Annotated in this window: 20 protein-coding genes; 5 read left to right on the top strand and 15 right to left on the bottom strand. The window is 45.3% G+C overall.

Going from position 1 to position 24,519, the window contains the following annotated elements; all coding sequences use genetic code 11:
* Positions 1–52 precede the first annotated feature (52 nt).
* Positions 53–619, bottom strand: a complete 567-nt coding sequence (locus tag MHH48_RS05415; protein WP_076325518.1) for a hypothetical protein — start codon at positions 617–619, stop codon at positions 53–55.
* Between the two features lie 235 nt (positions 620–854).
* Between MHH48_RS05415 and MHH48_RS05410 the strand changes: the two genes are divergently transcribed.
* On the top strand, positions 855–1,586 hold the full coding sequence (locus tag MHH48_RS05410; protein WP_076325519.1) for a hypothetical protein: 732 nt from the start codon (positions 855–857) through the stop codon (positions 1,584–1,586).
* Between the two features lie 121 nt (positions 1,587–1,707).
* Here MHH48_RS05410 and MHH48_RS05405 read toward each other — a convergent pair whose 3' ends face one another.
* The 7 genes from MHH48_RS05405 to MHH48_RS05375 form a co-directional block, all read right to left on the bottom strand.
* Positions 1,708–2,937, bottom strand: a complete 1,230-nt coding sequence (locus MHH48_RS05405) for an alpha-L-fucosidase (RefSeq protein WP_076325520.1) — start codon at positions 2,935–2,937, stop codon at positions 1,708–1,710.
* A gap of 82 nt (positions 2,938–3,019) precedes the next feature.
* Positions 3,020–4,723 (bottom strand): ABC transporter substrate-binding protein, encoded by a 1,704-nt coding sequence (locus MHH48_RS05400; RefSeq protein WP_076325521.1) that lies wholly within the window; start codon positions 4,721–4,723, stop codon positions 3,020–3,022.
* 127 nt (positions 4,724–4,850) lie between these two features.
* On the bottom strand, positions 4,851–5,750 hold the full coding sequence (locus MHH48_RS05395; protein WP_076325522.1) for a carbohydrate ABC transporter permease: 900 nt from the start codon (positions 5,748–5,750) through the stop codon (positions 4,851–4,853).
* 54 nt (positions 5,751–5,804) lie between these two features.
* The gene (locus MHH48_RS05390) at positions 5,805–6,800 is read right to left on the bottom strand and encodes an ABC transporter permease subunit (RefSeq protein WP_083659809.1); all 996 of its coding nucleotides are present in this window, start codon (positions 6,798–6,800) and stop codon (positions 5,805–5,807) included.
* A gap of 223 nt (positions 6,801–7,023) precedes the next feature.
* Positions 7,024–9,282 carry a helix-turn-helix domain-containing protein gene (locus tag MHH48_RS05385; protein WP_076325523.1) on the bottom strand — a complete coding sequence of 753 codons (2,259 nt, stop codon included), beginning with the start codon at positions 9,280–9,282 and terminating at the stop codon, positions 7,024–7,026.
* Positions 9,283–9,502: 220 nt separating this feature from the next.
* Positions 9,503–11,800 carry a thiamine pyrophosphate-dependent enzyme gene (locus MHH48_RS05380; RefSeq protein ID WP_076325524.1) on the bottom strand — a complete coding sequence of 766 codons (2,298 nt, stop codon included), beginning with the start codon at positions 11,798–11,800 and terminating at the stop codon, positions 9,503–9,505.
* Positions 11,797–12,819, bottom strand: coding sequence for a 2-oxoacid:acceptor oxidoreductase family protein (locus MHH48_RS05375; protein WP_076325525.1), 1,023 nt, complete (start codon positions 12,817–12,819; stop codon positions 11,797–11,799). Before MHH48_RS05375 ends, MHH48_RS05380 begins: the two co-directional genes overlap by 4 nt.
* A 207-nt stretch (positions 12,820–13,026) precedes the next feature.
* Between MHH48_RS05375 and hcp the strand changes: the two genes are divergently transcribed.
* Complete coding sequence (gene hcp / locus MHH48_RS05370; RefSeq protein ID WP_179090720.1) at positions 13,027–14,712, top strand: hydroxylamine reductase; 1,686 nt, start codon at positions 13,027–13,029, stop codon at positions 14,710–14,712.
* Between the two features lie 723 nt (positions 14,713–15,435).
* Here hcp and MHH48_RS05365 read toward each other — a convergent pair.
* Complete coding sequence (locus MHH48_RS05365) at positions 15,436–15,885, bottom strand: hypothetical protein (RefSeq protein WP_144023512.1); 450 nt, start codon at positions 15,883–15,885, stop codon at positions 15,436–15,438.
* Positions 15,886–16,397: 512 nt separating this feature from the next.
* A complete protein-coding gene (locus tag MHH48_RS05360) occupies positions 16,398–16,604 on the bottom strand; it encodes a hypothetical protein (protein WP_076325527.1) in 207 nt (68 codons plus the stop codon).
* Between the two features lie 409 nt (positions 16,605–17,013).
* Between MHH48_RS05360 and MHH48_RS05355 the strand changes: the two genes are divergently transcribed.
* Together MHH48_RS05355 and MHH48_RS05350 are read left to right on the top strand one after the other, a co-directional pair.
* Positions 17,014–17,511: a hypothetical protein gene (locus MHH48_RS05355; RefSeq protein ID WP_076325528.1), complete on the top strand. Its 498-nt coding sequence runs from the start codon at positions 17,014–17,016 to the stop codon at positions 17,509–17,511.
* Positions 17,512–17,535: 24 nt separating this feature from the next.
* Positions 17,536–17,856 carry a hypothetical protein gene (locus tag MHH48_RS05350; protein ID WP_076325529.1) on the top strand — a complete coding sequence of 107 codons (321 nt, stop codon included), beginning with the start codon at positions 17,536–17,538 and terminating at the stop codon, positions 17,854–17,856.
* A gap of 342 nt (positions 17,857–18,198) precedes the next feature.
* Here the strand turns inward: MHH48_RS05350 and MHH48_RS05345 are convergent, their stop codons facing one another.
* Both MHH48_RS05345 and MHH48_RS05340 read right to left on the bottom strand, forming a co-directional pair.
* Positions 18,199–19,386 (bottom strand): MFS transporter, encoded by a 1,188-nt coding sequence (locus MHH48_RS05345; protein WP_076325530.1) that lies wholly within the window; start codon positions 19,384–19,386, stop codon positions 18,199–18,201.
* A 565-nt stretch (positions 19,387–19,951) separates the two neighbouring features.
* Positions 19,952–20,956, bottom strand: a complete 1,005-nt coding sequence (locus tag MHH48_RS05340) for a carbohydrate-binding protein (RefSeq protein WP_076325531.1) — start codon at positions 20,954–20,956, stop codon at positions 19,952–19,954.
* A gap of 136 nt (positions 20,957–21,092) precedes the next feature.
* On the opposite strand from MHH48_RS05340, the gene MHH48_RS05335 reads away from it, so the two are divergent.
* Positions 21,093–21,233 carry a hypothetical protein gene (locus tag MHH48_RS05335; protein ID WP_179090721.1) on the top strand — a complete coding sequence of 47 codons (141 nt, stop codon included), beginning with the start codon at positions 21,093–21,095 and terminating at the stop codon, positions 21,231–21,233.
* Between the two features lie 301 nt (positions 21,234–21,534).
* Here MHH48_RS05335 and MHH48_RS05330 read toward each other — a convergent pair whose 3' ends face one another.
* From MHH48_RS05330 to MHH48_RS05320, 3 genes are all read right to left on the bottom strand, one after another.
* Positions 21,535–21,912 (bottom strand): hypothetical protein, encoded by a 378-nt coding sequence (locus tag MHH48_RS05330; protein ID WP_076325532.1) that lies wholly within the window; start codon positions 21,910–21,912, stop codon positions 21,535–21,537.
* Between the two features lie 157 nt (positions 21,913–22,069).
* Positions 22,070–23,422 carry a DJ-1/PfpI family protein gene (locus MHH48_RS05325; protein ID WP_076325533.1) on the bottom strand — a complete coding sequence of 451 codons (1,353 nt, stop codon included), beginning with the start codon at positions 23,420–23,422 and terminating at the stop codon, positions 22,070–22,072.
* Positions 23,423–24,099: 677 nt separating this feature from the next.
* Complete coding sequence (locus tag MHH48_RS05320; protein ID WP_076325535.1) at positions 24,100–24,492, bottom strand: hypothetical protein; 393 nt, start codon at positions 24,490–24,492, stop codon at positions 24,100–24,102.
* Positions 24,493–24,519: the final 27 nt, after the last annotated feature.

Below are 24,519 nucleotides of genomic sequence, written 5' to 3'. Positions count from 1 at the left end.
CTCTCTTCCACAAGTGCAATATGATTCTTTCAACGAAAATTATTTATGCTCATCACGCACTGCGCCGCAGTTCATAAAAATATTGCACAATCGGATGCTTTAACTTCATCATATCTGCCATGTTTACAATCCGCTTTTTGCCAACTCGTCTGTCTACCAAAGCTAGAATATTCAATAAGATATCATCGCTCTCTATGCTTTCTTCTATAGAAGTAGATAAGAACTTATTCGCTGTAGCGACAAAATTGGATTTACTTAATGCAGCCTGTGCTGACAAAAGCTCCTTGGCGAGTACGGATACTTTTCTATTTCTTGCAATTACGTTTAGACGATCCTCTGGAACGGTCCCTTTGGTTTCCTTTCTGACGGCTTCCAATTCATCATCGCTGATCGGAATTTGGATATGGGGATCATTCTTAATTTCCAGCTCCGTCTGATACCATCTGATGGAGCTGGTTTTATCACTCATATTGAGTACGTTCTTTTTATCTACCGAAATATAACAAAGCCCTGCTTTATCAGGTAAATAACGATAACCGGTGGCGCGATATTCAACTCTTCCAGCTAATGCAGGACTGAGAAAACTCTCCAGCTGTTGCTTCAATTTGCTCCAGGACATGGTTCCTCCTATGTTTTCAAACCCTGAGGGGCGCGGTATCAATCTGCACATCTTATTCAGTATGAATAAACCCCTGCCAAAAAACAACCCATAACATGTCCCACATATTGAATGGAATATCTGCTTCTAGGTTCGTTTAGACAGCTCATCAAAGCTTCCTTGCCTAAGGTTTCAAATCGTATACAATGATAGTATATTAGAACCAGATAGTACCGTATGAAAAGGAGTACTAAGGATGGAAGATCATTTACCTTATAAATCAAAATATTCCAAGTTCGACCGTGTCATTTTAACACTCGCCTTCACATTATATCCCGTCGGTTTCTTGATGACATTATTCCGTGTACTTACGACTCATGTTCATCACTCTCGCAAGGGAAGAAATCATCGACTGATTGGATGGCTTTGGGTTTATACTTATATTTTAATCATGGGATTATTTATTTTAGCTTTTGACCTCAACAACCCTGAGGATGTTCAACTTTTCTGGGATTCTGCCTGGCTATATGGAATAATACTTCTAATTCCGGCTATCTCTTTTTTCATATTGAGCAGCCGGGCAGATAGCAAATTCAGCTTATTATTGCACCAGTATTACCACCTTGTTATAAACAGAAGAATCAGAGAGATTGATCATATCGCCGTAGAGACGAAACAATCTCCTAATCACGTCATTCGAGACTTGGATTTTATGATCACAGAGCACATGCTGCCCTTCGGCCGAATCCAAAATGGCATCCTCGAACTTGAGCCCGAAGAGTATCATGAAGCATATGATGATGATTACAATGAAGAATATGTTGACGAATATGGTGATGAGGAGTATGAAGACGACGAATACGATGAAAGCGAGGATCGGGGGCGCGGACCTAGATCCATGGAATGCCCGAGCTGCGGAGCCAGGATCATCGTGTATGCTAACGATGAGAAGGAATGCGACTATTGCGGTAACGTGATTAGCGCGTAGAATCAAGATACCCAGACAGTATTTTCTAAGCTCCCTTTTAAGAAATGGAGACGAAGTACTAAATACGAAAAACAGACTGCCGCGGCAGTCTGTTTTTCGTTACTAATTTCACTTATGAAAATCATTCCACGTGATATGCAGCCAAATTTCGGATCAAAGGTTTCTCCACACTGGAAAGGATTCTGACACGCAATTGATCGGTTTCGACGGTGTCGAACCGGTCGATTTTTTTATGCCCAATCGCACTTCCACGTACAAGCTCTTTCCATTCGCCTTGGCTGTATGCTTCAAGCACGTATTCACGCACACGCTCCCCATGGGCTATGTCCTCCATGATGATTACGTGATTTACTGGCTGGCTATGCTCCAGCTTCAGAAGCAGCTCGCTTCCTTCTCCACTCGTTTGGCCAACCGGCTGCCCGAATCTGCGGCGGATTTCATCTCCGAATTCGATGACACGCTTCACATCCACTTCAGGCAGCAGCCCGCGGTTGTCCGGGGATATATTTAAGAGCAGCGTAGCGCCATGGCCGACCGAGCGGTAATAAATATCCAGTACTTCCTCCAGGCTTCTTAAGCTTGCTTCATCGTCAGGATGCCAGAACCAGTGAAGCTTGCGGATCGGAACATCGCATTCAGCCGGTACCCAGCCCGGGCTTCCTTCCATCCAGGTCATCATATCGCTGGTGAACATACTCTCCTTCGCCGTGGTGGCCGTATTCCAGCACGGATAAGGGGCGACGCCGTCTTCATTCCCTACCCAACGGATGGTCGGGCGTCCCATATTAAAGACCATTGCATCCGGCTGGTATTGATCCACCAGACCGATGATTCTGTTCCAATCGTATTCCCTGCCTTGGGAACCGGCTCCGTCGAACCATACTTCGACCAGCGGTCCATATCCGGTCAGAAGCTCCGTTAATTGCTCCGCGTAAAAATCGTCATAAGCCTCTTTATCAGGATAGCAAGGTTCATGTCGGTCCCAGGGGGACAGATACAGCCCGAACTGGAGCCCTTCCTCTCTGCAGGCATCGGCAACTTCACGGACGACATCCCCTTTACCGTTCCTCCACGGGCTGGACTTCACGGAGTAATCGGTCGTTTTCGTTGGCCACAGACAGAATCCGTCATGATGCTTTGCGGTCAATACCAGATATTTGAAGCCCGCCCGTTTTGCGGTTCTAGCCCACTGCCGGGCATCAAGCTGCTCCGGATTAAAGATTTCCGCTGAATCCGTTCCGTCTCCCCATTCCTGATCGCAAAACGTATTTATACCGAAATGGCAAAACATGCCCATCTCCATATCCTGCCATGCCAGCTGCTGTGGAGATGGCTTTGCAAGTTCATTCATTGAATCATACACCTGCTTTCTATGAAGGTTAAGTCATCATCCCTGCACAAGGAATGTCCGTGTGCAGGGAACAAATTTTGCATTATTTTCTCGCATCTAATGCCTTTTGATAGATTTCCAGGTACTGGCTAAGTTGCATTCCTTCCAGCCCTTGCACATAAGAGTCCCATTCTTTATTAATATCTTTAGAGCCTGTAATAAACTGCGCCATATTGGATTTTACGTAGTCGACAAGCGTTGTCTTGATCTGCGCAACGAGCTCGGCATCTTCAAGCGCTATGAACAGTCCTGTTGGATATTGCTCCTTGGATTGGTACGGTTCATATTCCTTGGAAACCTGATTCAGACGGGTACCGTATCCGTCGGGAGCGAGCGGATCCTGAGGAGATGTCCAGGATGCTCGATAAGCATAAGTTCTGAGCGATGGACCGATCTGTTCCCAACCGTCATTATGCGTCGGCTTTTTCTCGGGGTCAGGAATAGCTGTATATTTAGCCTGCTTCCCATCGATATCCTTTTCACCGGACTCCGCTTTCCGCCACCTTTCGCCCTCAGGACCATATTCCTGTAACACAATCGCTTCTTCCGTATATAAATAATCCGCTAACCGGATGGCGGCAATCTGCTGCTCGCTCGTCGCTTTATTCGTAATCGCAAATTGCGAGACTCCGATTCCCGCAAAATTCAGTGTCTGCTGCACACCATTCGGGCCTTTCAGCGGCGGCAGGGCAACATAGTCTTTATGACGCGGCGCCTTATCATCCATGCTGTAAGCATAACTGATTAATGCCGTTGAAAGCGCACCCATAATATTGTCCGGTTCGCGGTTGGCCATTTGTTGAACCGCATCCGCATTCTGTGTAAAGGCCGCGGGATCGATTAATCCCTCTTTGTACAATTGATTCAGATAAATGAGGCCTTGTTTCCACTCTTCTTTGTTTGCCGTAAAGTCGACTTTGCCATCGATGACGCGGAGGAACGTACCCGAACCCTTGTCGACATAGTCATCAAGGATAAACGAGTTCATCAGGAAGGCGGATACGTTGCCTGCCCACATTTCATCCGAGCCTGTCAGCGGGATTTCATCTTGTTTGCCGTTGCCGTTCGGATCCTTCTCTTTGAACGCTTTCAGCACAGTATAAAATTCGTCAGTTGTCGTCGGCACGGACAGCCCCACGTTATCGAGCCATTTTTTGTTGATCCACATTTTGAGCGCATTGTCACAATGATAGCATTCATTGACCTGCGGTAGAGCATAGATGTTGCCGTCCGGACTCGTAATGGAGGCTTTCAGGTAGGGGATATTCTCCATCGCTTTCTTGATATTAGGTGCATACTGTTCAATCAAATCATTCAGAGGGATAAAAACGCCCTGAGACCCATACTTCATCTGCTCCTCCTTGGTCAAATTCCCATGGAGAATGACTTCAGGATAATCGCCGCCGGCCAGCATGAGCTGCTTACGGTCGTTCAAAGCATTTTCCGGTACAAGGTCCCAGGCGATTTTGATGTTCGTCTTATCTTCAAGGTATTTGGTATATAAATTGGTATCCATGTTTTCAATTGACGCGTATTGCGGTGCGAACATTTTAATGGTCATCGGCTCCTTCACGATCGGATAGGAACCGACAGGCGTAAACACATCTTCACCTGCAGCAGTGTTGCCGTTTGCCTGATCGCCGGAATCGGCCGATTTGGTGCCGCTGCAGGCGCTAAGCAGCAGCATACAAGCCATCAAGCAGCTGATGAAGCCTAGCCAGGTTTTCTTTTTCATGCTCTTTTCCATTGAACATTCCCCCCACTTATCATCAGTTTTTCGGGCGCTTGGCCCCTTTCCTGTTCCGCCACGAGCTTTTGCCGTATCTGAATAATGTACAGCCTCACCTCCTTGATGTCATTATCGTTCTTCGTGATTAGCCCTTCAGCGAGCCGATCATGACGCCTTTGACAAAATGTTTCTGGACGAAAGGATATATGACAAGCACCGGCACGCTGGCAACAACGATCAAGGAATATTTCAGCAAATCCTTAAGCCCCTGCTGCGCCTGCATCTGGCTCACATCCGCCATCATGGAAGCATCGACTGTATTCAGGATTAGAATATTACGGAGAATGATTTGAAGCGGGAACAAGTCAGGCTTTCTTAAAAAGATCAGTGCATCAAAATAAGCATTCCAATGGCCGACCGCATACATCAACGTCATGACCGCAATAATAGGTTTGGACAACGGCAGGACGATGCTGAAAATGAACCGGATGTCACTGCATCCGTCCAGCTCCGCGGCTTCCGCCAATTCATCGGGAATCGTGGTTTGGAAAAACGTCCTTGCGACGATAACCTGGAATACCCCAAGCGCCCCCGGCAATATCATGGCCCAGCGCGTATCCAGCAGATGGAGATTTTTGACGACGAGATAATAAGGAATCAGTCCTCCTTCAAACATCATCGTGATCACCAGCAGAACCATGAAGAAATTACGGCCGTAAAGCGTCTTCTTCGCCAGCGGATAAGCTAGCATAATCGTTAATGTTACATTAATGATCGTGCCGACGACGGTGTAAAAGAGGGAGTTCAGATAGCCGACGCCGATTTGCGGATTATTGAACACCGCCTTATAGCCGTCCAGCGTAAAATCTACGGGAAACAGCCAAACTTTGCCCGTTACGACTGCTTGAGGCGAACTGAAGGACGAGCTTACAATGTAGATCAGTGGTACAGCTACAGCAATAAGAACCAATGACAAGAACAGATAGATCAAGAACATGAAGAGGCGATCGCCTTTCGATTCACGTATAGCCGTTTTATTGAACATAAAGTCTCCTCTCTTTCCGGAGTTGGTTTTGTTTTTTCGAAAAGCGGGATATCCCTACCACAAGCTGCTGTTAGACAGCTTTCTGGCGATGTAATTGACGGACACCAGCAGTATAAGGTTAATGACCGAGTTGAATAGACCGATTGCCGTCGAGAAACTGAAGCTGGATCCCAGCAAACCAACCTTGTACACATAAGTGGATATGACTTCTGACGTGCTTAAGTTAAGCGGATTTTGCATCAGGTATATTTTTTCAAAGCCTAGTTTCATGATGTTGCCTAGATTGAGAATGAGCAGAATGACCGATACGGGAATGAGGCTCGGGATATCGATGTTTAGAATCTTTTGGATGCGGGATGCGCCATCCACTTTGGCTGATTCGTACAGCTCCGGGTTGACGCCGGACAGCGCTGCAATGTAAATAATCGCTCCGTATCCTGTAAACTGCCAGACATCCGACCAGACGTAAATGGACTTAAACAGACCCGGAATGCCCATAAAATTCGTATTACTCATACCAAGCATCTCAAAAAATTTGCTGATCATCCCAACGTTTGGCGTCAGATTGACGACAATGATCGAAACCATGATGACTGTAGAAATAAAATATGGGGCATAAGATACCATCTGCACCGTCTTCTTGAATAGACCGTTGCGAATTTCGTTCAGCGCGAGTGCCAAAAGGATAGGTGCTGGAAAGCCTACGATCAATCCATAGAAACTGATGCCAAGCGTGTTTTTAATGTAGAGCCAGAAGTTCGGCGAATCGAAGAACTGGTGGAAATATTTCAGTCCGACCCAGTCGCTTCCCCAGATTCCCTTGATGACGTTATAATTTTTGAATGCGATTACAATGCCGGCCATCGGTACGTATTTAAAAATGATCAAATAAAGAACGGGCAGCAGCAGAACGAGATACAGCTGCCAATGACGCTTAATTTGTTTTCTTCTTGACCTTCCTCTTCCCTCTTCTGGCAGCGCTTTCAATTGTAGGGGGTGTTTCCGGTCCAGGCTTGGTTCAGTTTGAAGCCTAGAGTTCAGTCTCGGCATGCTGGTTAACTCCTTTCATCCATTCCTACTTTCAGGTCCTTGCGATGTAAACCGAGTGTATACAACAATGGCATCCGGCAACAAGAAACAAAAATAAAAACAGCTAACCGTTTTCGCCAAGGTCTCCTCGTAAAAACGCATCAAGGTTTACTGGAGGCGAGCGGACTGTCTTAAAAACGGGTACATTTCCAATCAAAAAAGACGACGATGCATGATCGCCGCCTTAACCGTTTTCTACTACTGAATCATTTTCTCCACGCTGCTGTGCCTTCCGGTTATTCCGGTATTCACCCGGAGTAACTCCAGCCGTCCTCTTGAAAACGCGGGTAAACGAAATGGCGTGGGCGTATCCGACCCGCTCTGCAATCTCCTGCACGGAATAGTCCGTTTCCGTCAGCAGCCGCTTCGCTTCCTTCATTCGAATATCGATCAGGAAATCAACGAACCTTTGTCCGGTGTTTTCCTTAAACAATTTACTTACATATTTGGCGCTCAGCTGATACTGTTCCCCCAGCATTTCAAGGGAAAGATCCGGATTGGCATAATCGCGCTCGATTAGGCTGCATATGTTTCTGATCATATTGGAGTATTGGTTTCCATCCTGAATCTGTTTCATCTGTTCATAATGATCCGTCAGCACTTGTTTGATTTCCTGTCTCAGCTGCTCCAAGGAGTAAGAATTGTCTACCTTTACTGTCAGCTTCGGCAATCCCTCCTGTATCCACTTGTTGTAAATTTCCTTGCCCAGTCCCGACATTTCGCGGCCGATATAATAAATAAGGTAATTCATCAGGCTGAATATTTCATCATTGGTCAGGAAGCTGTTCTTCAGCTGTTCAAACCATTGATCGTAATCATCGCTCCAATGCTCTTTCAGCATTCTGAAGGACTGGATGATCGAGCGGATTTCTCCCAAATGCGTATAAACCTCGACGATGCCATGGCTCGAAATATCCTCGCTGCGGATCAGCCGGTTTTCACCGAGCACGATTTTATACTTTAAGGCTTGCATCGCATCTTTAAAAGATTGCGGAATATCGCCAATCTGATCTGCGCATCTGCCTATGCCAATCGTAATCGTAAATTTCAAGTTTTGGTGCGTCCATGCGAGGATTTGTTCTGCAACCGGGACCAGTACGGCCTCCTCGAACTTGTCCTGATCCTGTTCTTCAAACAGCATAATGGACAGATTGGAAGGTGAAGTCCATTCCGACCACAGCCGGCAGTCCTTTTTCGAAGCGATCTCATCCACGACCGTCCGCAGGGTGAATTTAAGCAGATCTTGATCGGCTTTGGAATAGTCCCGGCAGAAATCGCCATACTTATCGATTTCAAGGATGAGGATACGATATCGATCCAGCGGCAGCGGCAAATTCAGCCGAACCGCTTCAGATTTCCATTCGGAAATAGACAGACGAGAGTCCCCTTCGATCAGCTGACGGAACATATACCGGGTTCTGACATGGAGATCCTCACGGTATTTCTCCTGATATTCCTTGAATTGTTCCAGTATGTTGTCAAAGGCGGATTCGATAAAAGCAAATTCATCCAGCTTCCCCCGACCTCCGCTCACCACCGGAAGCGAATAGCTGCTGAATCGGGCGGCGATTGCTTCAATTGGCTTGGAGTTGCGCCTGGAAACATAAATCATCCATAGGAAGCCGATGGCAATCATGCCAAGACCGATGATAAACCAAAGGTTATACAAATAAGAGATAGCGCTTACAAAACTGTTGTTCAACAAACCGCTGCCATATTTCCAATTCGTATAGCTTGATACATACTGGGAATTGACTTGGGATGGCGGACGATCCATCGAGGTGCCGAACAGATGATTTCCGGAAGCATCCTCAACCTGAATGAAGCTCATCTTGGAATCCAGCATGTCTTGGGTAAGCTTGTTCAAAGATTCCGCGCTCACATTGACGACGATCATGCCAAAATCGTTTTTCATATAAGGCGATCCTCTGACCAGGCTGACCACCTGTTTGCCGCCTTTCATTGTAAATTGTTCAAAATTTCTAGCGCCTGTCCATTTCGGCGTTTTCGATACTTGATATTGCTCGATAAATTCATGGTCCGGATATGTACTTATGTATCCATTCGTGGCATCGCTGAGCACATAGCCGTCCGAATTCCTCACCAGATAAATCGAATCGATCAAGGGATAATAATTAATAATCTCCTTGAGCTTCTTAACAGCTTGGATATTGATATATGGATCGCTCACGGCAGAAGATTCAAAAAAATCGTTCAAAGCCTTGCTATTGATGCCCTCAAGAACGATCATATTGTCGATCACCTTCAGAGACGTATCCACCATGCGCATCGCTTGCAAGGAAAGTGATTTATTGGCGTTAAGGGCCTCCCGGCGACTCTGTTCGCTGAACAGCTGAAAGAAAACAAAAAATATAAAGGTAATCACAATAACAAAAATGGGCATATAGGAGAGCAATAGACGCTTGTACCAGGATCTCTGCATGATAAAACCCTCCCACGTTTTTTCATAAATTTTTTATTATTATAACTTAAAAAGCACCTCTTAGGTTATAGTTCTTCGTAGCCATTTGCTCGATGAGACCAGACTCAAATTGCGTTCCGCACATCCGGTCAAAGCCCCTAATCATAATTTATAAACAAAAAAAGAAGCGGGACAATGCCCGCTCCGTTGCTGTAAATCCTAGTATGCTAAATTGAATATTTTAAAGCAGTGGGTTCTCGTGTTTCGCTTTCAGAATCGACCAGCGCCGCTCCACTTCTTTTTCAAATTCGCCAAGCATTTCTTTGTTTTCTTCCTTGAGCAGATGTCTTGATTTGCCCATATATTTCAGCCAGTCGCTGAGCGGCACCTGTTTTTTCTTCGCTTCAGGATCGTACGTAATATTCGTTTCTCCCTGCTCCACTTCATACAGTGGGAAGAAGTTTGAATTCACGGCCGCGCGGACGATGTTCTCCCCATCCTTGTCGCTCGATTTCCAGTTCAGCGGGCATGTGATCAGCAGTTTGCCGTAGACGGTACCTACATTCTGAGCGTACCACTGCGCTTTTGCCGCCTTTTTCACAAGATCCTGCGGGAATGCTTCCGTCCCCGTGAATACGTACGGAATATGTGCCGCCGCCATCATTTGCACCGTATCTTTGTGATGGAACGCTTTGCCCTGCTGCTGTTTGCCGACACCCGACGTACTGGTCATGTGTCCTAATGGCGTAGAATACGAAAGCTGTGCACCGGTGTTCATATAGCCTTCATTATCATATTCCAGAATGATCAGATTATGGCCCCGAAGCGCCGTCCCGATGGCCGAACCCATCCCGATGTCCATGCCGCCGTCGCCGGTCACCATCACAAAAGTGAAATCCTCAGGAACTTCGATTTCCCCGCGGCGTTTCTGCTCAAGGAACGCTTCTACCGTGCCGGATAAAGTAGCCGGTCCGTTCTGGAACAAATTATGAATGAAGCTCTGCTTATGCGAGTTATACGGATAACCCGTTGTTGTGATATAAGCGCAGCCGGTATGGAATAAAGTAACGACATTGCCTTCGATCCCTTTGAAAAAGAGCTCCAGCGCCGGGAAAATACCGCAGCCCGGGCAGGCTCCGTGACCGGAAGCAAACCGTTTCGGTTTCGCGGCAAGCGCCCGCATCGGCGGTACTTTAACGGATAGTTTGCTTGTCTCTTCATCTACCTTTACGGTAATCAGGCCAGATTTAAAGCTGTCTCCATTCATCGGGGCAATGACCGGCTGCAACCTTTGCTCCTCAGCTCCCGGTGTTTGGCCGTAATAATCAAACGGCACTTTGGCATAACCGAGCTCCAGGGCCTCGATCGTCAAGGCAAAAAAAGCTTCTGCGTCATCTGCGTAATAGTCTTTCCCGCCAAGACCAAATATGCGGGACAGCACAATAGGCTGCGGACCACGGATTTCCTGCAGGGCCGCTTTGACCTCATGGGTCAGATTGGCCCCGTGCGCACCGTAAGAATCGGCACGTTCGCCAACCAGCAGTGCTTTGACATCTGTCAACGCCTCGCGGATTTCTCTCGCCGGGAACGGCCGGAGAATATTCGGGCTGATTACGCCCGCTTTAATTCCTTTCGCCCGCAGCCGATCCACGACGTCTTTGGAGGATTCGGCCGCCGAATTGAGCAGGAATAAAGCCACCTCCGCGTCTTCCATGCGATACAGATCAAGCGGCGAATAGGATCTTCCGGATAAAGCTGCGTATTCCTCTGCCACTTCCTCGAACACCTCGCCCGCACGGTACATGGCGTTTGACTGTTGGAAGTGGTTATTCATCAAATCGTCGCCGTTCATATAAGCCCCAACAACGATCGGGTTGTTCTCGTCCAGCACATGTGGATATTCAGGCGCCTTTTCCCCTACAAACTCCTGAACGGTTTCGCGGTTCGTAAATATTTGTACCCGGCGTTTCTGGTGCGATGTGAAAAATCCGTCATAAGCTACAATGACCGGCAGGCGTACGTCTTCATGTTCAGCGATTCGCAGCGCCATGATATTCATGTCATAAACTGCCTGCGGTGAACGGGCGGTCAAAATCACCCAGCCGGTATTCAGACCGTAGTAAAGATCCGAATGGTCACCACGAATATCCAGCGGTCCGCTGACCGCACGCGTCACCAGATTCATGACCATTGGGAAACGTGTGCCCGCCTGCACAGGAAGCTGTTCGATCATATACAGGAAACCATTCGCGCTGGTAGCATTGAATACCCTTGCTCCGGCTGCGGCCGCACCGTAACAAATCCCCGCCGATCCATGTTCGCCGTCAGCTGGAATCAGCTTGATGTCATGTTCGCCGCGTGTACGCATCATGTCAAGATATTGGGCGATTTCCGTAGAAGGTGTAATCGGAAAATAACCCATAATGTGATAGTTAATCTGGGCAGCCGCCATGGCAGCCATTTCGTTGCCCGATTCGAAGACTGCCGTTTGAGCAGCAGCCAGCTTGTTCTCCGTTGTTTCTTGAATTTGCATATTCATGATCTGACTCCCTCCGCAGTTAAATAGGGAAATGATTGCGGCACACGGTGCTGCTCCGCATATTGCGGCTCTTCTAACATGGCAGCCAAAGCGGTGGTCGGGCAAGCTTCGATACACTTCAGGCAGCCTTTGCAATACTGATAATCGATACCTTTCATAAACATCTGCATGTTGCCGCGCTTATCCGGTTTCTTCTCCCACACGATGCAGAAATCCGGACATACCGTATCGCAGGCGGCACAGTGAATGCAGTCCTCGATCTTGTACTCTGGCAAATATCCCTGCCGGGAGCCGCTAAGATCCTTCAGGACACTGTTCGCCGTAACGTTCAGAATCCCGCCCAGCTCCTGCGTTTCATATCCAAGAATCGGCTGCGGTCTTGCAAAAGCGATTGGGTCTATAAGCTCTGAGCCATCTCCCAAGGAAAGGAACTGGACTTCGTTATATCCTCTGTCAAAGGTCCGCAAATTCGCTTCCACGAGGTGGGGCAGCTTTTTCTCAAATGTTGTGCGGATCACTTGCCGCATATCGTCCGGGTTTAGGAAGCTGCAAATCCGGAACAAAGCCCCCAGCATGGCCGTATTCACTTTGGTTTTTTCCTCAACGGAAATTTTCAGCGCATCCACTACGGCCAGCGTTCCCTGCGTCATTTTAAGATCAACGGCCACTTCGGAAAGGTCTCGCGCCGTATTCACAAGCACCGTTCCATCAGGCTGTAATCCGCTTATGACATCTATCGTCTTATACAATGCTTCATGAAATACGCCGACGACATGCGGCTGCTCAATGGGACTGTGATCGCGGATTTCCACCTCGGAATCGCAGAACCTTACGAAACTCTTCACTGGCGACCCTTTTTTCTCCGAACCATAGCTGGAAAAATTCGAACCGTTAAGTCCGGAGCCAGTAACCCCGGCTTCGGCCAGCATTTTTCCAGCCAGATTGGCGCCAAGCCCGCCGATGGATTCGAGACGGATCTCGAAAAATCCCAGTTCATTCTCTTGAGGTAAAATCGACATGTTCTCTCCTCATTTCTTCTTAGTTCATTAATTCCAGTTTAAAAGAAGAAACGGACCGGGTTTGTGATTAAACTCACTACTTAAAAAATTGTGATTGCAATCACTATGTCGGTTGTGGGAGCGAAGTATACTGTCTTCAACAGTCCAATTGCGAGGCAATCTTATACTGACCTTACGACAAATAATCACGAAATTGGAGGAGAAATAATGAATAACAACGCCCAAGAGACCTTAAATCATCAGCCGTCCATGTTCTGCTTTCAATGTCAGGAAGCATCCAAAGGAACAGGCTGCACCATTGTCGGAGTATGCGGCAAACCGCATGATGTGGCAAACCTGCAAGATTTACTGATTTATTTGCTGAAAGGTATCTCTTTTCTCAGTCTGGATGTCCAGCTGCCGGAGGTGCTTGAACAGCGCGTATCGCTGTTTATTATGGACTCCTTGTTTGCAACAATTACGAACGCCAACTTTGACCGCGAGGTTTTTGTGGGAAGAATCCGGGAAGCGATAGAGCTCCGCGGCGAGGTGCGCACCTATTATAACGAACAATATCCGGAAGGAACCGCCAATCTCCCTGATGCTGCCGTCTGGCAAGCGGATAACGAAGCTTCTTTTGATGAAAAAGCACGTACGGTTGGTGTCCTCTCGACCAAGAATGAAGACATCCGCTCGCTGCGCGAATTGATTACTTACGGCTTGAAGGGGATGGCTGCTTATACGTACCACGCGCTTCATCTGGAGAAGGATGATAACGAATTAAACCGTTTTATGCGCCGTGCGCTTGCCGCCACGCTTGACGACAGCCTTGAAGTGCAGGATCTGGTAGCTTTGACGATGGAAACCGGTAAATACGGCGTAAACGCCATGGCGATGCTGGATGAAGCGAACACCTCTGTTTACGGAAATCCGGAAATTACGAAGGTAAATATCGGGGTAAGAAACCGGCCCGGCATTCTCATCAGCGGCCATGATCTGAAGGATTTGGAGGAGCTGCTGAAGCAGACGGAAGGAACCGGCGTGGACGTGTACACGCACAGTGAAATGCTGCCTGCCCACTATTATCCGGCATTCAAGAAATATGAGCATTTTGTAGGCAATTACGGGAATGCCTGGTGGAAGCAGAATAGCGAATTCGCAGACTTTAACGGACCGATTCTAATGACAACCAACTGTATCGTTCCGCCGAAAGACAGTTACAAGGACCGCATTTATACAACAGGCAACACAGGCTTTCCGGGTGTCCGCCATATTCAAGAAGGAAAAGACGGTGCTCCCAAAGACTTCTCCCTACTAATCGAGCAAGCGAAAGGATGCCCAGTTCCAACGGAACTTGAAACTGGTGAGATCATCGGCGGTTTCGCTCATGCCGCTGTGATGAATGTGGCCGATCAAGTCGTCGATGCCGTGAAATCCGGGGCGATCCGCCGCTTCTTCGTCATGGCCGGCTGCGATGGACGAATGAAATCCCGCAACTATTACACCGATTTTGCGGCTGAACTTCCAAAAGACACGGTCATTCTAACTGCAGGCTGTGCCAAATACAAATACAATAAACTGGATCTAGGCGAGATCGGCGGTATTCCGCGGGTCCTGGACGCTGGTCAATGCAATGATTCTTACTCCCTAGTCGTGATTGCATTGAAGCTGAAGGAAGTATTCGGCCTTGAGGATATTAATGATTTGCCGATTTCCTATAACATTGCCTGGTATGAGCAAAAAGCGGTTATCGTGCTGCTTGCCCTGCTTTATCTTGGCGTTAAAAATATTCATCTGGGCCCTACGCTCCCTGCCTTCCTGTCGCCTAACGTCGCCAAAGTCCTTGTGGAAAACTTCGGGATCGGCGGCATTACCAATGTGGAAGATGACATGAACATGTTCCTTGGTGCCTAAAAAAAGAATGCCCTCACCGGGGCATTCTTTTTCTTAACATTCAGTAATTTTCATAGCGTACTGAGCCGTAGTTCATAAAAACTGCAAAATGGGATGCTTTAACTTCATTTTCTTGGCCATGTTTACATCCGCTTTTTGCCAACGCGTCTGTCCACCAAAGCTAGAATATTCAATAAAATATCAAGACTGTTAATCGTGGAAGTGGCCAATCCTTTACGATCAAGATTCTGAAGTTAAACATCAAACATTTCCGACATGTGTTAATCCCTCATTTATAGAAGATGACAAGTTTTTCTGTCCTTACGGAACGGCATTATATCACATCTCGTCATCTTCTATATTGAGAAGATGACGAGATGAATTGTACAATACGAATCTTGAAAATACGTTGCACAACCGCAGCCGTATGTTCGTCGGGAATCAGCTTATGTTTGTTCTGCTCGTCCTTGCGGTAGCCGTAGGGGGCAAATGCTCCCGTGTAATCGGGATACAGTTGGCCGATTCGGGACTCAGAGTACGTCCTAGCAAAAAAGTAACGGCCTGTGACCTGCAACTCCATTATGGAGTGTGCAGATTCACAGGCCTAGTACATTTTCATTCATGGTGGTGGCCATTATTAGGCCATGGTAGTTTGGGACAGCCCCGTTCAGACTGATAGCTTCTTTTTAACATTGATTTATTAGGTACGAAAGTTGAGTTGGTTTATAAAAACTGGAAGTTGAATTAAAGAGGTACGTCAGATGCTCGTACGCTAATTTTTCCACTTACTGTACCATCAGCTGTATTATAATCTACATAAAAAACATGCCCACTTCCGTTAGTAACATTAATAGTCGAAGTGCCGTTTGCACTAACTGTTCCAGTATAGATATTTTCTTTCTTACCATTTAATTTGTATGATATGTAGACATTTAGTTTTTGGGATTGTGAATTGGAAATAAATACTCTAGCATAATCGTATCCAGATGGCTGTGTCCAAGAATTTCCACCATTATTGAGATTCGCATTATCGATCACTAAGGTGTCGCTGAATGGTGTGATTTCAGGAAGAGATGAGTCTACGGTAGTTACAGATGGTGGTGGAGATTCAACAGCAAGGGCTGAAACGGACGACAACGACATTAATGCGACTACTACGGAACAAACTAAAAAACTCTTTTTGAATTTTCTCACTTTCATTCCCTCCAATTTTACGTTGATATTCACCTATCCCATTATTGGGAGATATTGGTGATAGCATTATACTACCATATATAGTTATTAATTTCCAGAATTATTTAGAGAGCATATATAGCTGGTAAGTCAAATGTCAAATGTAGAGTCAAACGATGGTGTAGCGACCGAGTTTCAGCTCAGCATCGTATCGATAACCCGAATAACCACCCCTTTTTGTTGGTTTCGTAATCAATCTGAGATTGGAGGCGGAGCATCTTTCTTTCATACGGCGGGAGCTTCTTTAAAGCTTCAAATTCAGCTTTTTGCTTTTCAAATGTCAAACAGGACACCTAGCCTTTCAATATGGAATAAATAGAAAATCTTCATCTTTTATACGTGCGAATAAGTCTACTCTTAAACATGTCGGCCGGAATCAATCTTAGCAACTTCATATGTTAACTCCACAACTTTTAGGCGCTTCGTAAGCCATACCGCCCCTCCTTATTGCATTAAATTTTCGGAATGTGTAGTTAAACCCTTTTAGTCGACAAGACATGCTCATGCTCGTACTCAGTAGTTTGACTCATTTCCTTAACTCTTGTAATCAGCACTTCCTCATCATGTTCTTCGCACAGTAACCCAGTAATGTTTTCCTCGCTGTCTGCTGCGATTAAAGATCTGAAGTAGCCGCCCGTTTCTATACCACCCATTCCATAGATTGTTTCAAAAACTTTCATATAGTGATTCTCCTTCCTATATTAAATAGGTCTTCTACAAGATTTCCAGCAGATTGCTGATTTTCGGTTGTCGCCTCGTCGTCTTAAAAAAACAACAGCTACTGATTTATATAGTTGATTATTGACGATCCTTTGAGAATAACCTCGCAAACTTCTTTTCGTACCTAGACCACGTAGTAGGTAACAAAATATAAAACATCATGGCAATTATTATAATTCCCATAATAATCGTGAATACAAAGACAACGTCCATTATAATGCGATCTGTTGTCATAAAAGTCTGCTTTGTAAATGTTCATTAATTATGATCCGGGATATTAATTACTTTAAAATGATGATTAAAAGAAGAAGTCAATTCCAATGGTCCATATCTATTCTGTAAAGCAAGCAAATCCTCAAGTGTTTCTAATTGAACAAACCATCAAATGAAACAACGAATTTAAATCCTGAATTCACTCCTCAAGAAAAAATTCGTGAAGAAAAAATGGATCAATTGAAACAATTGGCCCCTACCAATTCTAATTTTAACGAGATCAATTCAAACGAGATCTCCCTTAGAGCGGCTGTATTAACTTATAACATTGAAAAGTTGTCTGCTGGTAATACAATTACATCAATCAATTCTTTCAAGTTACCGGCTGGTTCAAAACCAACACTTACACTAGTGCAATATCCATATAGTGGTGGAAACGGGACGGTCAAAGCGTTTTATACTCTTGTAAATGTTGATACAGGAAACGAAATAAGTGATAGTGTTATAGTCAACAAGAATTACACACACACTAACTACTCTTATACGTTTAGTAACGTACCTGCAGGTACTTACAAAGTGAGAATTTATAATTATGAAGCCGATGTATTTGGTGGTTCTGTTGATATGATGGGTAACGGTTACATTACACTTTAACATCGAGAGGTGAATTCAAATCATATGAAGGCTAAGTCTATGATTTTAGGTGTCACTGCTGCTGGTATTATTAGCATTTCAGTTGTGATAGGCGGGAAGACTTTTGCAGAAGACATTATCAATCCCAATCCCGGTTTTTCGGAACAACAAGTTGTTACACCAGAAAAATTGACTGAATTGGAAAATAAAGCCTCTACAATTGTAACTGAATACGGTGAATTCAAACGAAATGACGCTTACGACTATTCTAAACTTGAAGATTCTCAAATAGCGCATGATGACAGCAAAACTAATGTAGCGACGAAAGTTATAGTTGAAGAGAATGGAATATTCGTTAAACAGTAACGCTATTTGAATGTTGGTTCGTTTTAAGTACCTCCTTTCAGCTCTCCCGATTCGTTTCTCCGCAACGAGGTCGATCCGATTCCATTTTTGACGAAGTTTCATCCGACGATTCAGGGCGACAGCGTACAGAATAGGTATTACCACGTTGTACATATTTTCCCGAACCATTGTATGTAGGAAGCCATCTACTGCATCCAGGCAGACCCTCGGATCATGGCGATCCGGGATCTTTAGGGTTTTCTTCAACTACTCTTCCGGTTTTTGCTTCATATTTATCCAGTCCAATGAAGTCGGCATTTTCATTAGTCAGATCATGATGATCTTTGTGGAGGATTGGTCACATCAGCCGCGTTGAAAAGATATTATATTTCTCAATCGACTTCCCGTGAAAATGCTGCTCACTAGCAGTACGAATCCACCAAACAGATAGGGCAAGTCAAAATGGACTTCAAACAAAATACCTGCCAGCATTGGTCCAAATATCGTACCGAGACTCGTATAAGCGTTATTCATCCCTGCAACAAATCCCTGTTCATCCCCGGCCACTCTGGATAGCAGCGTATTGATCGTGGGGCGCAATATATTATTGAACGTAAAGAACAACATCGTGACTACCATGACATAATAGAAATGGCCTGAGAATAATAAGAATACAAGGGATACTGCGGATAACAACAGCATGGCAACGATGATTCGTTTTTCTCCGAATCGTCGTGTGATCCGGTCAGTGAACAACAATTGATTCAACGTGCCGATGAGCGAACATACGGTAAGCAGTATAGCAATTTGACGCGTCGTGAATCCGTAGACTTGTACGACAAAAAGCGGGAAAATCGCTTCAAAATGCGTTAAACCAAAGGTCATGGCGAAAACAATGAGCAACAGGACAAAATAACGAGACCGAACCGAAAGCACGATTTGCCGGAATACATTCTCGCTCTTCTCCTTCACTTGACGACGCATCTGGCGAATATCCGCCGACAGCGATTCAGGCAATCCCCATAGACTGCAAACCATCGCCAGCAGCCCTACACATGCGGATACATAGAAGGGCATCTTAATGCCCCATTCCGCAAGCAATCCGCCGACACCCGGTCCAATAATAAACCCGGATGTCATCGACGCACCTAACCATGACATGGCCTTGCTGCGCTGCTCATCTGCTGTAATGTCTGCAATATAAGCAATGATAGACGGGATTAAGGCTGCTGAGCCTATTCCGCCAATCAACCGCGATACGAATAATAAAGTTAGATCGCCCGCGAACGCTGCGAGCAAGTTGGAGATGGCGAACAAGATCAAACCTATGATAATCATGGGTTTACGGCCATATCGATCTGACAAATTACCTGCAAGGGGTGAGAACAGAAACTGGGTCAGGCCGAAGCAGGAGACCAAATAGCCCGCGGCCTGTCCGCTTGCCGTAAACTGCTCAAGAAGTTCCGGTATGATTGGAATGACAAGACCCATACTTAGATTAGCGAGAAACATGTTGAGCAGTAGTAATGGAAACGCTGACTTCTTTAACATTTAGGACCACCTATATCGAATGGATAAAAACCATGAATTGAAAACTGAATACCAATTCCCCCTCAATCTGCATTTGTATATGTTAGCATGTGGCTATCTACAATAAAAATATGAAAAACATATAAGGACTTAATCTTTTTGATATACATGCAGGATGCCTTGAATAATTCTTACAGCGACCGACATATCAAGTTCAGAAAATCGGTTTTTTTGAAAAGTATCTACATTAAAAAGAGAACGCCCCTGAAGTTGAAGGGGCGTTCTCTCGATTCATGGATTAATGTGATGATCCTGCACTAAGTTGGCTCAGTTTTGGGAAAAGAATACTACCTGCCGCATCTCATCTATTCCTTTGCGAACTATCAATATTAGGCACTCCACATGGGACGGATACTTAATATTGATAGAATGTAGGGAATGGAGGGAGAATCTAAGCTCCCACTAATGATCAAGTAGATTAGTCGGCTTTTGAGCATTTTTGCGAGCGGCGAGGGAAACCCTTCCACTCAACAAGAAAATCCTTTCACGTCTCGCTATTTTTCAATTTACATATCAATGTAACACCTTAATTCTTACCGCCATAGCCCTTATACGTAGCGTAAACTGCATCTGCATATTGATCTGCCAGAATAGGACGGCCATAAGAATCGGTGGCTCCCGGATACCAGTTATCTCCACCGTTGTAGTGTAATAATCCGTTGTAGATATTTCCAAACTTCGTAATCTTCTCATTTAAAATTAACGCGCCCAGATATACCTGATCTTGTTCACTGCTATGATTATACGCACGGCCAAATTTTGAGCTGAATTGAGATAAATACGCATTGCGTGTGTTTGGTTCTACCTGCATCAATCCGTCGCCGGCCGATGGACTACCTGGTAAACCTGCTCCAAAGCTGCTTTCCTTTTTGATAACAGCACTTAACAATAAAGCAAAATCTCCGCCTTTCCCATAGGCATTGTCCGCATTCATGACATATGTCCATATATGGCTTGGAACCTCGGCAGGCTTTGTTACTGTAGGAGGTGGCGAACCCGTATAAATCTTGACCGATGACATTTTGTCATTGATCGTGTTGCCAACCCAGGAAGAATCTGAAGTAAAGGTCCACTTGGTTCCTCCAAAATTATCATTCTCATATACTTCAACCGTCCAACCGCTTGGAACCTTAAGAGACGACATCCAGTCATTCGGAATTCCGTTTGCGTTCAACTGAGACAGTGTATAATTGCCTATCCCGAGTGTCACTGCTTTTCCTCCATAGTTTATATCTGCATAGAACGTCACTCCGTTTGTTGTCGGTGGCGTAGTTCCGCCGCTACCGCCTTTCTGCCATAAAGCAGGGACATTGGACGGTTCCCAACCTACGAGAGAAGTATGTGCCTGAAGACAGGTATAAGTGCTTCCACTATAGGTTACTGTGTCATTTGCTGCATATGCAGTATTTGGAGCCCATGCTCCTCTAGCGGCTGCGTTTACTGACGGTAAGGCTGCGAAAAATGTGGATAGAAATACTACTAAAACTACCAAAAATGATAAGCGCTTAAAAGAAAACCTTTTATTAGTCATTTTCAAACCTCCTTGTTCTTTATTTATCTGTAGCGCTTACATGAGACATGCCACAGGTTTTTGCTGTACTATTATCTTACTTTATTTCCATTTTCTAAATTAATTCCACAATTTTTTAATGATACGGTAGGAGGATATGAAGATCGGGACCAAACAGGCAATTAAATTCGTGCTAAAAACAGAAGAAAGACTATGGAAAAATGAAGGGGAAGGATTCAATAAAAAAACCGAGGAAAAACAGGAGTGGATACCTGAATTTCGCCCGGCACAACTTTAGGCTATAACACGACTTTATAGGCTTTGAGATGACTTAATTGCGTTCTACACCTAACGCACTAACAATGCGCAACACTCCACATGTGACGAGTAGACAGTGATAACAAATTACAGGAATAGCATTTGCTCAATGATGGAGCGACTAACTATAGCCGCCTTTTATTATACAGAAATGCAAGCACAATTACAGGAGCTATTCGCCCCTGCATAACAAAATTCTCCGTTCTATCAAGCCCTTTAGTCATATGTAGATAGATAGTCCGTTCAATAATTGACGGGGGTGTATCAAAATTTGACCCACCTTACCACCTCATGTAGTTTAGTACCAGTCCCCCACCAATAATTAAGATCATGACGACAACGGGTAATGTTGTTAGGGTAATCCCCGCTATCGCCATACCTCTTCCTTTAGAAGATCTTCTTGCAATAATACCTAAGAAAAAACCAACAACACTAAGTATAAAAGCAAAGAGAATTGTGGCCATAGTACCTGTCGAAGTCGTGTAGCTGTACTGGGAATCAAAGCCCAACTTTAACATTCCTACTATGAAAAATAATATTCCGAATATACCGAATATTAATGATACTACAGCTTGTCCTAGTCTATCCTTTGGCTGATTCTTCATGGCGGCTTTTGTTGTTTTACTCGTGTTACCGGAAGGACTATTCGCTCCCCCCACTATATCGGATTCCCCTCATAAGAAACCCAGTTGCTCTAACTGACCCCATATAGCTTAGACCGAACCATCTGGCTGAGATGTACGAAACGCTGACTTTCAACCAGCCTCCTGCCCCGGCTGCCCTTTGTCGGATGAACCGTTTCACTCGATGCGCAAGCTATCCTTTTTTCCTGCCGATAAGACGCCTATCGATGAACCGAGCGACAAGCAAAGACAGGATACCGAGCAAAATCGGTATGCCAAACGCTTCAAAGGAGAAAGGGTGGCCCTCCAGCTTCAGGTGGTCGGTGGCACGATATTCAAGCCGCTTAGCGGCAAATTTCGCTGTCTGGATATCCTCCTGTTTTGCCAAATCCTCGAATGCAGGGTCCATTGCAAACCGGCCCGACATATCACGATGCAAGAACATCAGCTTCGCACTATTGCCGCTGTTATTCCACTGCTTGATATCCTCGGCAGCTTCAGACTCGGCATCGGCACCGACGACAATCATTTTCTCGAGCTTCGGCACGTCTTTTGTTTGATAACGCGCGACCAGGTTCAGGCCGTGTTTCGTTACGATGGCTTCATTCTTGCTGGAAACCGTTAGTGTGGTTGTCGTACCGGAAGCGGCATACGTGTCAAATGCGGCTGACAAATCCAGCTCATCTGCGCCGTTATAGAGAAGCACGCCCGCTTTGACTTTGTTCCATTGATAAGCATTATTCAGTACGTACGTTATATCACTCAACCCGGCATTGAATGGCTCCATTTTCGGATTTGTCACGTAATCGTAAGAAGGATAATTCATATTTTCCGCTACTTTTCTCGCAACCGCATCGCCCAACTGCTGAGAGATGACATATAGCGTTGCGTCGATCCCTGATGTCAGACCGGCAGAAGATACGATATTACCTTGCGGAACGTAGCGCTGATCTTTCACCCACTGAATGTCTGGATATTTTTTGATAAGCCGGTTAATGTCTCCCCAGTGCGTCGCGGCTGATTTGCCGTTCAGCAAGCCAGTATCCGCCAGATTTTCTGCTCCGTTGCAAATAGAGAGCAATGTCGTATTAACGTCCGCGTGCTTTCGAATCCATTCTCGGACAGGTACATATTTATTATCATCCAAAATCGGCATAAACGGAATGACGATAATGTCCGGACTTTTGCCTAGCATCGCGTCCATTTCATCAAAAGAATAATGTGGGACAACATCGAGTCCCCCGGTTAGGGATTTAATTTCGCGGTCAGGTGCAACGCCATATACATTGTAAGCCTCTGTCATCGCAAACATCTCGTACGGGACGAGAAAGTCGAACACTTCCGTCACTTCGTTCGCCAGTAGCACAGCCACTGTCGGTTTGCCGGCATCATATTTTGGTACCTGCACATTCGTTAATGTGGGGACGGCTTTATCGTAAATCGACATTCCGTTATTCATTGTGTTGATGAATCCGATCGCTCCTGCCCCTCCCACAACAACGACAAAAACGATGAGATAAATCGTGATGCGTAATACAACTTTCACTAGTCATTTCTCCTTTAGCTCCGGCTTCTTTACCGAACAAATATAACAAACCAAGATGAATTTATCATCGATCTATGGTCGGTTAGAGGAGCTCGACCAATGTTGGAACGGATGCTGGACCTAAGACTGTTCTACTTTTCATGCAAGACTCGATAGGGCTATAATTTTTCTGAAAAGGGCGAAACATCAACGAAATTTCTACAAATTTCCCATATGCACGTTCTCATGAATTGGGGGCAATGTACCTGATGGTGGAACACGTATTTGCGGATGGACAAAAGCCTTTATGTACCTGTTCCTCAAGGGCGGATGTGGAGATCCACTGTTCGTTCACACCTACGGAAGGCGAGTTTAGTGAAGCCCCCTATGGAAAGACCGAGCGAAACGAAGGATTCCACATCAATTAGTATTTTCATTTTGTATTTAGTGTGTAGGCTTCGCTTAGTCTTTCCTGATGAACAGAGAGCAACATTCCACATGCACTGTATCTCCTTAGGAATTACCCTGTTGCACATATTTTCCCGAACCTTTGTACTTATTGGTCTTTGTACTCCAGGTGAATATTCCCTCTGCCAGATCCCAGCCGCCTTCGTCTCTGAAGTTCTTCCAGTACTGATGTACTTTACCCTTTGAATCAATGTGAACTCCCTGATCCCCCATTAATTGAAGAGCTTTACTCAATGTCCCATACTGAAGTCGATATACATATAACTGGGTATTTGAGGGAAATAAGAGTACGTAACAGCCACATGCTTCTCGTTCTTCGATACTGTAAACACTTGGATCGTCGGTGGTTCAAAGCCTTCATCACTTACAATGCCAGTATTAATTAAAACAACATGTCCCTTTGCGTTAATTAGATAAAAATCACCTGATTCAGTGAGAATAAACGATTCTTTTTTCTTGTCATTGTTAATGTCATCGGTTTTAACGATCTTAACCACTTCATTAGGATACTTTTCAGCAAGGATATCCTTAGGTTTCTTTGCAGCAGCAGAGACACTACCCGTAAATGCAAAGAAAACTGCGAAACTAAGCAATAATGCCATTGTAGAGAATTTGCCTTTCATAAATATGCCCTCATTTCCGGTGTTATC

The sequence above is a fragment of the Paenibacillus sp. FSL F4-0100 genome, assembly GCF_037993005.1.
Lineage (GTDB): Bacteria > Bacillota > Bacilli > Paenibacillales > Paenibacillaceae > Paenibacillus_AQ.
The sequence above is the reverse complement of the archived record's forward strand: the minus strand, read 5'-3'. Positions and strand labels throughout refer to the sequence as shown.